Consider the following 15,394-nt stretch of genomic DNA (forward strand, 5'->3'; position numbering starts at 1 on the left):
TTATGCGCAGCTAACGCAGAAAAGCTCGTTCGTGAAGCCGGACGTGGATACACCTGCCGTAAAGTATTTTTCATATAAAAATTTTATACTTTCCTCAAGTCAAAAAGGCATGGAAAGAAGCCCAAGGAAACACCTTACGTTTCTTTCCATGCCTAGTATTAATGTATCAATCATGAAACAACCTTTGTTCACAGCTATTTCTAGATTTTTTTAAATCAATCGATCTTGGTTGTAATTTTTGCACAATACTTGGATCTCACGATAGATGTCCTGGCACATCGCCTGATCCTTCGCGTTTGCTCCGCTGGCTAAGGGATGGCCCCCGCCATGATAACGTTTAGCTAATTCGTTGATAACCGGGCCTTTGGAGCGAAGCCGAACTCGATAATAGCCTTCTGGCTGCTCCACAAAGATTGCCCATGCCAACACAGCATCGATTGTTCCTGGCAGCGGCACAAGCGCCGCCGTGTCAGAATCCTTAATACCATACTTATTTAGAATCGCTTGATCCAAAAAGACATAACCGGCACCATTTTCATCAATTTGCAGATTTTGATAAAGATAGCCTGACAGCTTCGCCACATCTAATGAGATTTGATCAATTTCACGATTCAATCTCGTTGCATCAAAGCCGAAATCCAATAATTTCGCCGCTACCTGCAACGTATGAGAGGTAGTCGCTGGATACAAAAAGCGTCCTGTATCCCCAACAATTCCGCCATATAATAGACGAGCTGCATTCTCGGTCACCGTTAAATTCTCAGCAAACGCAAAATCGGCAATCATCTCACTACAGCTGCTGGCTTGTGTATTGACCCACAGCAAGTCTCCATAAGGGTCATCATTCGGATGATGGTCGATCTTGATCAGCTTATCACCAAACCTGTAGCGGTCATCACTGATCCGCGGCGCATTTGCCGTGTCTGTTACGATTACCAAAGCACCGTTGTATAGATCATCAGATATCTCATCCATTTCAGCTAAAAAGGCCAACCCTTCAACTGGACCGCCCACCTGATACACATCCTTTTCTGGAAAAGACCCACGTAAAATTTCCGCAAGTCCGCACTGGGAGCCAAGGGCATCTGGATCAGGTCGCATATGACGATGGATGATAATCCGATCGTATTGTTTAATCATTTGTAAAATTTCTTCTGTAATTGTCATGCTCTTCCTCTTTCTAAGAACGTTCCATCACTTGACAGACTACGATTGCTTTAGCCACAATCACATTGTCAATGAAAACCTCCAAATCGACCTTCGCTGAACGTCGGCCTAGTTCTAATGTTTTTGAATGAATCTCAATTTCGCTTTCTAATTGAATCAGTCGTAAATAATGCAGATTCATCTGCTCGATTAAGGTATTGCGCCGCTGATCTAGCAAAATACTTCGTTGGGCGACATTCGCTACAATCTCACTCAATACGCCAAAAGAAATCGTCCCGACACTGTTCACCATTTGAGGGGTGACCTCAAATTTGAAGTAGGGATTCTCTAACTGATTCTCTTCTCGGTCTGTATCAACTGTAATGATATCACCGACGATTTGATCAGAGATCGTATTAGACATCTGCGGCTGACGCTGAACGAGCTGCATCGCCTTCATGACATCCTGACGGCTGACCATTCCTACTAAAGAAAGATCATCTTTTACTACCGGCATCATTTCAAGTCCATCCCAAATCATTTGATGACTGACCGAAGCCACACTCATACTCTGCTTCACCACATTCGGATCTCGCGTCATGATTCGATCAATCATTAGATTTTCAGCTTTTCCTAAAACGTCCTTGGCTGTCACAACTCCTAAAACCCGCATGCTTTTATTTACAACTGGAAAACGTGAATGTCCGGTTTTATCAGACAATCGATGATAGTTCGCGATTGTATCCCCTGCTTGCAAATAGACGGTCTTTTCAAGCGGCATGTAGATATCGCTGACCTGCATGATATCTTTTTTAATCAATTGATCACTCAACGCCCGATTGATCATCGTTGCTACAGTAAAAGAATCATAGGTCGTGCTTAAAACGGGCAAAGCTAGTTCATCCGCAAGCTTGGCGATCTCAGGTGTCGTATCAAAGCCGCCGGTGATTAGGACTGCTGCACCGTCCTGCAAAGCCAGCTTTTGAGCGCCTTCACGGTTTCCGATGATTAATAACGAGCCTGGGGTGATGTACCGGCGCATCGCTTCTTCTGTCATCGCACCAATGACAAACTTATTCAAATCCTTGTCCAAACCATTAGAGCCGCCTAAGACTTCTCCCTCAATGATTCGAACCACCTCGCCAAAGGTCAAGCGTTCGATATTTTTTTTCAATTTCCGTTCAATACGGATCGTCCCAACACGTTGGATCGTTGAGACCAAACCGATATTTTCAGCATCTTTAATTGCACGATAGGCTGTTCCCTCGCTGACGCGCAAATTTTTAGCAATGCTGCGGACAGAGATTCGTTCTCCCACCGGCAGACTCTCAATATGTTCTAAAATCAGATCGTGTTTTGTCGCCATAATTTCCTCCCGCTATAACATTTATCTATTATATTAGTACAGCTTAGCAAAACCAGTATAACAGAGTGTTCGAAAAAAAAGAAGTCAACCGTTACCATCAAAGTAACCATCGACTTTCCTTGTAGCTCGAACTGTTTAATTTCCCGCCCTTTTTTATAAATTCGATCAATAGAAATTGCTGGATGGATGACACAGCTCACTCATGCTGCCATGAATGTGACACGCATTGCAAAAATAAAAACGAGAGATTACTCTCCCGCTTCTTCCTCATATTTTCCATGTTCCCGATCTTCAAAAGTCATGAAATAGCCGTTGGTGATCCTTTTTTCATAAATATGGTGGCAATTCGGACATTCAACCGGCATCGCTTCTTTCGGATGCTCCTGAACATTCAATACTTCATCAACAAAGAAATGTGTGCCGCAATTTGGACACTTTAATGGTTTTTCTAACATATGACCAGCCCTCTCTACATTTACTGACACCTTAATCATACTCCTTTTTGGCAAAAAAACAGAGTAGTAAGTATTAAAAAAACTCTCCAATCGTTTATTGATTGGAGAGTTTACGGCTTCAACTATTTGCGGCGTCCGCGTCGTTGATTGGCTTCCATAATAACCGGCAAGATCACTGGACGACGTTTCGTTTGTTCAAACAAATGACGACTCAACTGATCACGAATATCCTGCTTTAATTTACTCCATTCAAAATCATCGGAATGCAGATGCTTTTCAACGATCTCGCTGGTAATCTCGGCACTTTCCTTGATCAAATCACGACTTGCTTTGATATAGACAAAGCCACGTGAAGTAATCTGCGGGGCAGAGACGATTTTTTTCAGTTTACGATCAATGGTCACTACGACCACAAAAATCCCGTCATCCGATAAAACTTTACGATCCCGCAGGACGATATTGCCAATATCTCCAACACCGATTCCGTCGATCATGATATTGTCCGCTGGTACACTGCCGGCAGCACTCATATGCTTATTCTTATACTCTAAAACATCTCCGCGGCCAGTAATGAAAATATCCTTGAAGGGAATGCCCATTTCATTTGCTAAGCTCGCATGAGCAGCTAATTGACGATACTCCCCTTGGACCGGAATGAAATATTTCGGTGACATGAAATTCATCATCATTTGCAAATCGCGAGGATTGGCATGACCGGAAACCCGTAAGTTCTCAGAGATGCTTTTTACGATTCCGCCGGCACGATAGATCATATCCTCCGTCTTCGCAACCGTGGTTTCCATTGCGATCGTTGGCGTCGTCGTGATATAGACTAAATCGCCGTCTTCAATTTTCAAGTTGCGATGTGAGCGATTGGCCATTTTTTGCAACGACTTGATTGGTTCGCCCATACGGCCTGTTTCTAAGATGATCAGTTCTTCTGGCTGATATTTCTTCATTTCTTTGATTGTGACTAAAATATCTTCTGGTACCTCAAGCTTATTCAAACGCATCGCTGTTTTGATGATGCGATCCAAATCTTGTCCAGTCAAGACTACCTTACGTCCAGCCTTTTCTGCCGCATTTAAAATTTGTTGAACCCGCTGCAGGTTGCTGGCAACACACGCTACGATAATTCGTCCGTTCCACTCATTGATGGTGTCATAGACTTCACTGGCGATTTCCCGTTCAGAAGCCACTTGGATTGGATTTTCTGCATTCGATGAAGAACTCAACAATGCCAAAACACCCTCCGAACCAATTTCAGCCAAACGACGATAATCTGTCGCATACATTGGGATCGATGTTGGGTCAAACTTGAAGTCACCAGTATATACGATACTGCCTTCAGCTGTTTTCAAGCTAATCCCGACAGAATCAGGAATCGTATGGGTCGTCCGGAAGAAGCTGATAACCGCAGTCCCAAAATCAATCTCGGTATGCTCATCAATCACGTGAAAATCCTTGAATCCTTTACTTTCTTCATTTTGATTCACATTCAGTTTTGCCAGCTCAATCGTTAATTCAGTTCCGAAGACCGGCACGGCCACTTCAGATATGAAATAAGGCAACGCTCCGATCGCATCTGCATGTCCATGAGTCAAAAAGACCCCTGCCACGCGATCCGCGTTTTCAATTAAATAGGTAAAATCAGGAATCACAACATCGATTCCCAATAGTTCATTTTCTGGATACTTCAGTCCGCAATCGAGGACAAAAATATCATTATCCACTTCAACCGCGTACATGTTTTTACCATTTTCACGTACTCCGCTGAAGGGAATTATTTTGACTGTACTCAAAATATCCACCTCTCTAGTTTCTTTATCTATATTAGCTTACTCAGACCCCGTAATCAGTACGGTCTGTGCCTATACTCATTAGTTATTATACATGTTTTTCTAAAAATAGGGAGAGTTAAGCCGAATGAATGAGAGACGAATTAGATGAAACTGTCACGTAAATCTTCGTTCAACTGTAAAAAATCGCTGACTTGAGATGCTCAACCGTACAAATGATTCTCAGAGTTACCAACCAATCTAGCAAGCCTGTTATTTGCTAAAAATGGTTCTAAAGAAACGGTTGCAGGTTCCCTTTATTTCAATTAAACTTTAATTGCCATATAGTGCCAAAATAATTAAAAAATGAAAAGGGGTTTCTTGTTTTGTTAGATTTTTTCAAGCAGCTTTCGTTAATCAAGCGAATTGTGATAGGTATTATCCTTGGAGGCTTATTAGGAATATTTCTTCCTCAATGGAGCTTCATTGCAATATTTGGGAGTCTATTTGTTGGGGCTTTAAAAGCGGTAGCGCCATTATTAGTATTTGTATTAATCATGGCCTCTATATCAAAGCATCAATCAACGACTCAAACCTACATTAAGCCAATTATTTCTTTGTATTTATTTACTACCTTATTAGCCGCAACAATTGCAGTATTAGCTAGTTATCTTTTTCCGCTAACTATTTCCTTGCAAGAAGTTTCCGGTTCTCAAGAAGCACCAAAAGCGTTAATCGATGTATTGACCACTATTCTAAATAACATTGTTCAAAATCCATTGCAGGCAATGATTGAGGGAAATTATTTAGGCGTTCTATTTTGGTCGGCTCTAATTGGTTTTGCCTTACGTACACGAAAAAACTCTGTTAAGGAAGTTATTGATGAATTTTCTCTAGCCATTACGGGGGTTGTTCAGCTAATTATCGCTATGGCACCGTTGGGTATTGCCGGTCTAGTCTTTGAGTCAGTTTCTTCAACTGGACTTGCTGGATTAATGCAATATGGGCGTCTTCTGCTCTTGCTGGTAGGGACAATGCTGATTGTTGATTTAGTTGTTTATCCTTTAGTAGCGTTTGTACTAATTAGACAAAATCCGTATCCTCTCGTTTGGTTTTGTTTAAAGGAAAGTGCTATTCCAGCATTTTTCACTCGAAGTTCTGCGGCAAATATTCCAATCAATATGATGCTGGCAAAACGCATAGGGTTAACAAAAGAATCATATTCTATTTCTTTACCATTAGGTGCAACCATCAACATGGGAGGTGCGGCAATTACTATCTCTATCATGACCCTAACGGCTGTTCATACATTAGGAATCGATGTGCCTTTTAGTTTAACGTTAATTTTATGTGTATTATCCGCATTGTCTGCTTGTGGCGCTTCAGGAATTGCTGGAGGTTCATTATTATTAATTCCATTAGCCTGCAGCCTGTTTGGAATTTCTAATGACATTGCCATGCAAGTCGTTGGTGTTGGTTTCATTATTGGTGTCGTGCAAGATTCTGTTGAAACAGCAGTTAACTCTTCAAATGATTTATTTTTCACAGCTATCGGTGAATTTTATGATCTACGAAAGCGAGGTGAGAAAATAAATTTAAAAGAACGTTTGGCGAATAAATAAAAGCCGTTTCGTTTTCTAAATAAATCTACCAACACGCTGATTGTATTAACTTCACCTAAAAACAAACTTTCAGCCAAACATATCCTCACTTGTGATACTACTCCAGGTATCGCAAGTGAGGATATTCATCGTAGGGCACGTTAAGCTGTTCCGTCTTCAAATCGACCCGTAAAATTTAATCCTTCCTTTGATGTCAAAAAAAACCTGCGACACCAAACGTCACAGGTCTGAGAATTTGACTATTCACTTACTTTAAAAGTCCCATTTCATACATTGTTTCCGCAATTTGCAAGGAATTCCAAGCTGCACCCTTTAATAGATTATCTGAAACTACCCACAGATGGACACCCTTTTCCTCATCTGGATCTTTGCGGATACGTCCGACAAACGTTTCCTTTTTGCCAACACAATTCAAGGCCTGCGGATAGATCTGCTGACTTGGATCATCCTCTAATACGGCACCCGGCGCTTTAGCAATGACTTCTTGGATTTCATCCACTGTCGCCGTTTTCTCCGTCTCAATATAAACGGATTCAGAGTGTCCGCTCATAACAGGAATGCGTACACAGGTTGCTGAAACCTTAATCGAATCGTCCTCCATGATCTTTTTCGTTTCGTTGATCATTTTCCACTCTTCGTTGGTGTATCCATCATCGGTAAATACATCGATTTGCGGCAAAGCATTAAAGGCCAGCGGGTAATGTTTTTTATCTCCTCCGCAAGGCAAAATATCTGCTTTCCACTCATCTACAGGCTTTTCAGCTAAAAAGTCGCGAGTTTGCTGCTTCAACTCTTCCATTGCTTGATTTCCAGCACCAGATACCGCCTGATAGGTTGAAACTAGCACACGTTTTAACCCATAAGCCTGTCGGATCGGCTCTAACGCCACCATCATTTGAATCGTTGAACAATTGGGATTAGCAATGATCCCCTTATGAGCCCGCAGAGCTTCAGGATTTACTTCAGGCACAACTAATGGTACTTCAGGGTCCATTCGGAAATGACTCGTATTATCTACTACAACCGCTCCGCGTTTGACCGCTTCTGGTGCAAATTTGGCCGATATTCCTCCGCCTGCTGAAAATAAGGCCAGATCGATTCCTTCAAATGAATCTGGAACTAGCTCCTCGATTGTTTGAGTTTCGCCTTTAAATGAAAGTTGCTTCCCAGCGGAGCGCTTCGAAGCCAAAAATTTCACAGTGCCAATGGGCAAGGTGCTATTTTCTAATAGTTTAATCATTTGTGTTCCTACTGCGCCAGTCGCGCCGACAATTGCAACATTCATTTTTCTCATCACAATCACTCTTCCTTTTCATAGTATTTTAACAGTTTATCATATTTGCCTTGAAACGCAAGCGTTCTTTTGTTTTCAATCCCCTCTGATTCCAGCCGCTCTTATTATAATTATTCGATTATTTAAGAAAATGATTTTTCGACCTAAATAAATGATATAACAAAGATAAAATAAACATTCAATTCAATTTATAGGAAAATAAATTAAAAAAAAGGGTTTTTTTGAATATTATTATTGCAGTTTTCTAATAAAGGCTTTAGAATTAATATGAAAGCGTTATTCGTAGGAGGTCAATCATGAACGTGAATGGAGATATCATCAGACAAAAGCGCGAGAAGGCGGGTATAGCGCGAGAAGACTTCAAAACGATTTGTTCTCCGGCTGACTTAGAGTTGATCGAAGACAAAAACATAGGCATTTTAGAAGTCATTCTCGATCTTTGTATGAAACTGGATGTTCCATACCATCATGCTTTCCCAGATACAGTTCTTTTAACGGAAACTTCTTTGTTGGATATTGTTCGTTGTCTGCATCTACGTCAAGAGTTCTCTAGTGTTTTGTTTTTATTGAATACCTATGGCAAGAAAATTTCATATCAAAATGCACGAATCGTTGGTCATCTATTGTATTTTCGCGCTTACGCAAATTTATTTGACAAGCGCGACACAAAAAAAGCTGTCCATTACTTTCAACGCGCCTATACCTTTTTTCGTGATGAAAAAAGGTATGAACTGCTAGTACTTAAAGGATTAGCCACCTGTTATCAAGTAAACGAAGAAAAAAAACGCGCACGCATCTATTTTGAACGCGCTGAGCAAATGGAGGAAAAAATGAATACAAAATTAAAATTAGGTCCATCCTATTACCAGGCAGCTTGCTTCTACGCCGATCGCGGCAACCAAAAAAAAGCTAATGCACTTTGCGACGAAGGTATTCAAACCTTATTAGAGGTAAACGTGACTACTGGATTAGAAGAGCTATTTTTCGAAAAAGCGATCATTCAAGAAAACATCAGCGATAAAATCGAACTATTAAAGCAAGCCGATTATTATGCCAAACTAAACCAGAATTATGATTTAACCGAAGTCATCCATGAAAAACTGAATAAAATTTAACAAAAAAGACTGTGCCAAAGCAAGCTGGCACAGCCTTTTTTGTTCCTATTTCTTACGCATCCACAGATTTCTTTGGATGATAAAAAATCATGTATAAAATCGCTACAACCAATGGAATGATCGCACAGAAGATGTAGATATGCTGATAAGTCCCTAGGATTCCTTTAATGGCTCCTAATAAATAAGGTCCTACTCCTAAGCCTAAGTCAAGACCAATGAAGTACGTCGATAATGCGACACCGATTCGAGCCTTTTCAACCAGCTTCAAGGTCACCGCCTGACCATTTGCCATAAAAGTACCGTAGCCTAAACCTACAAACGCTCCGGCAATTAACAAGACAACAGCATTGCCTGTGAAGGCTAAAAGAATCAAGCCAATCGTCAAACAAATAAAGCTTGGATACATCACAGAATTTTCTCCATGCTTGTCAAAAATTTTTCCAGACATCGGTCTTGTGAGAGTAACCACCAAGGCATAAACCACAAAGAAAAAGGCGCCTGCCGTAACTAAGTGCAATTGATCGGCATAAATAGACAAAAAGCCTAGGACACTGGAATAGGCGATCCCAATCAAAAAGGCGATTCCCGCAATAAATAAAACCTTCAGTTCAACAAAACTTTCTAAGCTAAAGGTGTTGATTCGAGCACGATGCTCCTCTGATAATTCGATATTACTTACTTCAAATTTGAAGCAGGCCAGCATCGTAACAAAGGCGAGAATCACCGCAAGAAGGATGATCGCTTTAAAACCAACCATCGGTAGCAGCAGTAACCCGATAAATGGTCCGATCGCTGCTGCTAAGCTGGTACTCAATCCATAATAGTTGATTCCTTCCCCATATTTAGCCTCTGGAATATAAGCAGTAACGATCGCATTAGCCGCAGTAGAAACCGCTCCGTAACCAAAGCCATTTAAAAACCGTACGCCATCTAAAATAAAAATATTGGTGCTGATCAAATATGCAGCAGTCGTGATTAAGTAAAACAATGCCCCATAGCGTAAAACCGCTCGTCGGCCGAATAATTCCAATTTCTTGCCAATGTACAACCGTGCCAGTAGTGTACCGATAATATAAATACCGACAGCGAAGCCCGCTTGAGCGGTGGTTGACCCTAAGCTTTGTGTTGCATATTTTGCCGTTATCACAACAAAACAGTAATAGACTAAAAAGACTACAAAATTGATAATCGTGATGGTGATAAATCCTTTATTGAATAACTTTTCTTCCTTAATTTTCATTACCTACTCTCATTAATATGCGATACGCTCATTTAACTTCTTTAAGGTTGAGATTTTTTCTGCGACCTTATTGTAATTTGATGGATAACGATCCACCGCCTGACTAATAAATAAATCCCGCGTATAGTCAAAAGCTGATAAAAAGGCGGCCAGACTTTCGTCATTTTCAAACGAATAATCTCTCCTCAACATCAACGCATTTTGATACGCATCATTTAAAAAGACCAGTACCGCCTCTTTTTCAAATCGTACCTGATAGGCTGATTCCAATCGTTCAATCATTGCGCTTGTCCATTTTTTCATAATAAACACTTCTCTTTCTTTCAAATTTTCTGATCACGCTTTGGGTTGTTCGACTTACTTGATTGATTATACGGATAGAAAAAACAGCGGGAAATCAGCTTTCATATTAAAAAAAGACGTAAATTTTTTTTAACAAAAAAGGACATTAACATTTGTTACTATCTTTTTTAACTAGCCTTTTAATCAAACAAAACGTCTACTTGTGATAAAATGTCAATGAAAATTTCAACAATTCATGGAAGGAATAAAGAAAAATTGGATAATACAGCTTTAACAAACTACTTAGAACAAAAAAAATTCCCGATCGTTAGTAAAGAATACAAAAAGTATCTGCTCTATGAAGGAATTCAGGACCATCATGTGTACATTTTGAAAAGCGGCGTCATCAAGACGAGTGTCGTTTCCAGAGATGGTCGCGAATTCAATTTGGAATACATCAATGAACTCGAAGTAGTGTCATTGTTAAAGGACGAGTACTCTCAATTCATCGACGCTCCCTTCAATATTCGGATAGAATCCGAAAAGGCCGAACTCTACCAGATTGACCGCGTTGAATTTTGGAAAGATATCAATCAAAATCGTGAACTCCAAATCTATGTCAAAAACTATTACCGAGAACGGCTGATGAAATCCATGAAGAGAACTCAGCAAATGTTAATGAATGGCAAATTTGGGGCTGTATGCAGCCAAATCTATGACCTTTACGACAAATTTGGCATAGAATACCAAGATGGGGTCTTGATCGACTTCGTAGTGACCAACGAAGAAATTGCCCATTTTTGCGGTATCAATGCTGCCAGCAGCGTCAGCCGGATCATGCATCAACTAAAAACCTGTGGTGCGATCAAAATGCATGACCATAAAATATTTATCAAAAATATCGAGCTAATCAAGGACAATATTATCTTTTAAAGCTTGAACTGCTTTATTTGCAGGAAATCATTTTTACAACTTGCAAAAAACAAAAAACAGGAGCCGTGACCAAAGATTTGTCATGGCTCCTGTTTCTGAATAAACGGTGTTCCAGAAATAGCTTCTGGTACAACCTCTGTTTTAGATTTCTGTTCCATACTCTACTGGTTTGTCCCATTCACCTGGCGCGTCATCATAAGCATGGCCATAAATAAAAACAGGCATTCCGATGTAACTATACTCATAAATTTTCGCCACTTCAGATTTCGGTGTATTGACACACCCATAGCTTCCCAAATCCGTTTTAAAGGCGCCGGGCTGACCGAAATACTGCAGCTTATGATCTGTATCATGAAGACCTATCTCAGTAATCGTCTGACCATAGCTTAGTAACGGCATCCAATAATCAACAGGCACATTATAGGTGCCATCCCCATTTGTTAAGACACCGCTCAAATCAACGTTTCGCCGTTTGTCCATCACCGTATGAAAACCGGGAACAGTTGCCGTTCCTTTATTGTAGCGGCCTGTAATCACATCCGTTTCGACTACTAGCTTGCCATTGTCAAAGCAGTACATTTTTTGATTATCTAAATCAACTTCTATGTAGTTTTTTGTAACCTGTAGGGGTTGTTTTTTTGTATCGCCCTTGAGTACCAGTTGAATAACTTTAGTATCGGGTTCCTTTAGTTTTTCAGCGATTCTCTTCGCCGATTGTTTAATATCAATAAACCAGCCGTAATTCCCCACATTTTTAAAACGCAGATGTTGCCCGTGGACATTTGTAAAATCCACCGATTGGTAAATCGTTGAATATTCCCGTTCCAAATCTGCTACCCACGCTGTTATCAGCTCTTGGTCAAAATTTCCCTGATCATCTACTGAAGCGGTCAACAGCTGTTCAGTCAGGGGAATGGTTTTTTTGTTCAGCTTTAGTTTTATCTTACGCTTCCTGACCATTTCCAAATTCTGGGTGATTTTTTGCCGATTCAAATCCTGCGTTGTAATCTCAGGTTCTCGATAATAATTGGCTAACTCATATTCTGTTTGTAGTGTTCCTTCTTCAAAGGCTTCACAGAGTTCCTTGCGCAGTCGCGTAGAATCTACCACTGTGCCGCTTTTTTCTGACTTGATCTCGAATTTTTGATTGGTATAAATGATTTTGGCATTTTGCGCTTCTTTTCCCCCGAGAAAGGAGGCGCGGTTAATTGCCTCAGCTAATCGATCTTTTGCGCCTTTTTTTATGGGCAGACTGAATTCTCCTCGGCGAATATTCTTCTTCAAATAATCCTTTTGAATCTTATACGGCGAAGCGACTTGAAGTTTGATTGTTTGATACTCCCCCTTCAGCTTAATTTCCACCTGCTTTGTTTCTTGCTGAATTTTTTCTTCAGCCGCCTGAACGGACAACCCGCCCACAGGTACATTCGCCACGACCGACCCAAAATAAAAATGTGAACCAAAGTAAGCATAAATAATCATGAAAAAGACCATTGCCCCCGCAACGATACCAACAATTCGCACCACCCATTGACTTTCATACTCCTTCAATCACTATCACCCACTTGCTTAATAATTATCAATAGTATAGAACAATCAACTAATATTTTATTTAAAAATCACAATTATTAATAATTTTTAACATTTTTGGTAAAAAAGAGGTTCTGAGGCTACATAATGAGCCTCAGAACCTTTCAAAAATTCTATTTTGCTAAAAAATATTTTATTTTTACATTTTTGTGTGGTCTGTACGTGAGATTACGTCGCGACGTTGTTCTGGTGTTAAGTCACGGAATTTCACGGCATAACCGGATACCCGAATGGTAAAGTTCGCATATTTAGGATTATCAATATCTTTGTCCATTTCCTCTAGCAATTCACGACCAAAGACATTCACGTTCAAGTGGTAGCCTCCCTTATCGAAGTAGCCATCTAATACTTGACGCAGATTGTCAATCTGCATTGCTTCGTCATCTGTCCGGCCTAATGCGCCTGGATTGATGGTTTGTGTATCTGAAATACCGTCTTGCGCACAAGAGTAGTTCAATTTCGCAGTTGAATTCAATGAAGCCAACAGACCGTTTTTCTCACCTAAGAACTTACCATCTTGATAGCTTGGGTTTGCTCCTGGTGCCAATGGTTTACCTGCACGACGGCCATCTGGTGTATTCCCAGTATTTTTACCATAAACGACGTTTGAAGTAATCGTCAACAATGACAAGGTTGGTGTTGAATCACGATACGTGTGCTGACGTTTGATTTGCGTCATGAAGTATTCAAGAATCCAGTTCGCCATTTCGTCTGCTTCGTCGTTATCATTTCCGTATGTTGGGAATTCGTTTTGCGGAATATAGTCAATTGCCAAGCCATCCTCATCACGGATCACTTTTACGTTTCCGTGTTTGATCGCCATCAATGAATCCGTTGCGTGAGAAATGCCTGCAATACCGGTCGCAAACGTCCGTTTCAAATCTGTATCCATCAACGCTAATTGTGGTGCTTCATAGGCATATTTATCATGCATGTAATGAATCACATTTAAAGTATTCACATATAATTCTGCTAACCAATCCAAAACATCTTTGTAGCTTTCCATGAATTGATCAAAATCAATGCTGTCACCTTCTAATGGACGGAAACGCGGACCAACCTGCATCTTCGTCATTTCATCAACGCCGCCGTTGATTGCATAAAGCACTGCTTTAGCCAAGTTGGCACGAGCGCCGAAGAATTGCATGTCTTTTCCGATAACTGTCGCAGATACACAGCAAGCAATCGCTGCATCGTCAGATCCCCAGTATTGACGTAATAGATCGTCATTTTCCAATTGGATCGAAGAGCTTTCTTTCGCTACTTTTGCTGCATAAGTACGGAAGCCTTCTGGTAAATGCGATGAGTACAATACTGTCAAGTTTGGTTCTGGTGAAGGTCCCATATTTGTTAAGGTATGAAGGATACGGAAATCATTTTTCGTTACTAATGAAGAACCGTCCATGTTCATCCCTGCTAATGACAATGTCGCCCAGATTGGGTAGCCAGAGAATAATTGGTTGTACTCAGGCGTACGAGCAAATTTCACCATACGTAATTTCATAATCAAATGATCGATCATTTCTTGCGCTTCAAATTCAGTGATCAAGCCGCGATCTAAATCACGTTGGATATAGATATCTAAGAACGCTGAAATACGACCGATTGACATTGCGGCACCATTTTGTGATTTGATTGCTGCAAGGTAGCCGAAGTATAACCATTGGATTGCTTCTTGAGCATTCTTAGCAGGCTTGGAAATATCATAGCCATAGCTTGCAGCCATTTCCTTCATATCAGCTAATGCGCGGAATTGTTCAGAAACTTCTTCACGTAATTGGATCACGTCATTGGTCATTACTTTACTGCCGACGTTTTTCCAGTCTTTTTTCTTTTCTTTCATCAAGAAATCAATCCCGTATAATGCGACACGACGGTAGTCACCGATAATACGGCCACGACCATAAGCATCTGGAAGACCTGTGATGATTTTATTTTTGCGAGCTAAGCGCATTTCATCTGTATAAGCATCGAAAACACCTTGGTTGTGTGTCTTGCGCCATTTGTTGAAGATGAAAGACATTTCATCGTCTACTTCATAGCCGTTTGATTCTAAGGCTTTGTTGGCCATGTTGATTCCGCCAAATGGCATAAATGCTTGCTTCAACGGTACATCGGTTTGTAAACCAACGATCTTTTCTTCTTCCTTGATCAAATAACCAGGCTCATGGGAAGTGATGGTCGCGGGCACGTCGTTGTCCATATCATAAACGCCGTTTTGTTTGTGCTGAACTTCAAAAAGCTCTTGTAATTTGTCCCATAATTTTTCGGTACTCGGAGCTGCGCCTTCTAAAAAGCTGTCATCACCTTTGTACTCTGTGTAATTTCGTTTAATAAAGTCTAGCGTATTGACCTCATGCTGCCAGCGGCCCTCGTTAAACCCTTCCCAAGGATTTTCTGTTTGTTCTACAGTTTTTTTGATTGTTGTAGTTTCCATAATAGCACTCCCTTGTTAAATAGTTTCAAATTAATTTAAAATGATTATAACAAAGGAATCAGTTTTAAGAAAGGGCTTTTTTGACTTCTTATCTCTACAAAACCTTTTAAAATAATGATAATTATCTTATCAAATA

The 15,394-nt window shown here is 40.4% G+C and carries 12 protein-coding genes; 3 read left to right on the forward strand and 9 right to left on the reverse strand.

The features are described from left to right. Nucleotides 1–210 precede the first annotated feature (210 nt). The 4 genes from AUF14_RS10710 to AUF14_RS10725 form a co-directional block, all read right to left on the reverse strand. Nucleotides 211–1,167 carry a DHH family phosphoesterase gene (locus AUF14_RS10710; RefSeq protein WP_016179807.1) on the reverse strand — a complete coding sequence of 319 codons (957 nt, stop codon included), beginning with the start codon at nucleotides 1,165–1,167 and terminating at the stop codon, nucleotides 211–213. 13 nt (nucleotides 1,168–1,180) lie between these two features. Then, entirely contained in the window at nucleotides 1,181–2,512 is a 1,332-nt protein-coding gene (locus AUF14_RS10715) for a DRTGG domain-containing protein (protein ID WP_016179806.1), read from the reverse strand. A gap of 248 nt (nucleotides 2,513–2,760) precedes the next feature. Further along, nucleotides 2,761–2,997, reverse strand: a complete 237-nt coding sequence (locus AUF14_RS10720) for a hypothetical protein (RefSeq protein WP_225844341.1) — start codon at nucleotides 2,995–2,997, stop codon at nucleotides 2,761–2,763. Nucleotides 2,998–3,089: 92 nt separating this feature from the next. Next, nucleotides 3,090–4,769 (reverse strand): ribonuclease J, encoded by a 1,680-nt coding sequence (locus AUF14_RS10725; RefSeq protein WP_016179804.1) that lies wholly within the window; start codon nucleotides 4,767–4,769, stop codon nucleotides 3,090–3,092. A 362-nt stretch (nucleotides 4,770–5,131) separates the two neighbouring features. Here AUF14_RS10725 and sstT point away from each other — a divergent pair, with 362 nt between their 5' ends. Then, nucleotides 5,132–6,367, forward strand: a complete 1,236-nt coding sequence (gene sstT, locus AUF14_RS10730; RefSeq protein ID WP_016179803.1) for a serine/threonine transporter SstT — start codon at nucleotides 5,132–5,134, stop codon at nucleotides 6,365–6,367. A 247-nt stretch (nucleotides 6,368–6,614) separates the two neighbouring features. On the opposite strand, the gene AUF14_RS10735 is transcribed toward sstT, so the two are convergent. After that, on the reverse strand, nucleotides 6,615–7,661 hold the full coding sequence (locus AUF14_RS10735) for an aspartate-semialdehyde dehydrogenase (protein ID WP_016179802.1): 1,047 nt from the start codon (nucleotides 7,659–7,661) through the stop codon (nucleotides 6,615–6,617). Nucleotides 7,662–7,957: 296 nt separating this feature from the next. On the opposite strand from AUF14_RS10735, the gene AUF14_RS10740 reads away from it, so the two are divergent. After that, nucleotides 7,958–8,776, forward strand: a complete 819-nt coding sequence (locus tag AUF14_RS10740; protein WP_102866035.1) for a hypothetical protein — start codon at nucleotides 7,958–7,960, stop codon at nucleotides 8,774–8,776. 52 nt (nucleotides 8,777–8,828) lie between these two features. Here AUF14_RS10740 and AUF14_RS10745 read toward each other — a convergent pair whose 3' ends face one another. Then, entirely contained in the window at nucleotides 8,829–10,016 is a 1,188-nt protein-coding gene (locus tag AUF14_RS10745; RefSeq protein ID WP_016179800.1) for an MFS transporter, read from the reverse strand. Nucleotides 10,017–10,028: 12 nt separating this feature from the next. Next, nucleotides 10,029–10,319: a hypothetical protein gene (locus tag AUF14_RS10750; protein WP_034875605.1), complete on the reverse strand. Its 291-nt coding sequence runs from the start codon at nucleotides 10,317–10,319 to the stop codon at nucleotides 10,029–10,031. Nucleotides 10,320–10,535: 216 nt separating this feature from the next. On the opposite strand from AUF14_RS10750, the gene AUF14_RS10755 reads away from it, so the two are divergent. Beyond that, the gene (locus AUF14_RS10755) at nucleotides 10,536–11,231 is read left to right on the forward strand and encodes a Crp/Fnr family transcriptional regulator (RefSeq protein WP_370447994.1); all 696 of its coding nucleotides are present in this window, start codon (nucleotides 10,536–10,538) and stop codon (nucleotides 11,229–11,231) included. A gap of 141 nt (nucleotides 11,232–11,372) precedes the next feature. On the opposite strand, the gene AUF14_RS10760 is transcribed toward AUF14_RS10755, so the two are convergent. Next, a complete protein-coding gene (locus tag AUF14_RS10760; RefSeq protein WP_227656340.1) occupies nucleotides 11,373–12,782 on the reverse strand; it encodes a L,D-transpeptidase family protein in 1,410 nt (469 codons plus the stop codon). Between the two features lie 178 nt (nucleotides 12,783–12,960). Beyond that, the gene (gene pflB / locus AUF14_RS10765; protein WP_016179794.1) at nucleotides 12,961–15,258 is read right to left on the reverse strand and encodes a formate C-acetyltransferase; all 2,298 of its coding nucleotides are present in this window, start codon (nucleotides 15,256–15,258) and stop codon (nucleotides 12,961–12,963) included. Nucleotides 15,259–15,394 lie beyond the last annotated feature (136 nt).

It is taken from the genome of Enterococcus avium (assembly GCF_002891025.1).
Taxonomy (GTDB): domain Bacteria; phylum Bacillota; class Bacilli; order Lactobacillales; family Enterococcaceae; genus Enterococcus_A; species Enterococcus_A avium.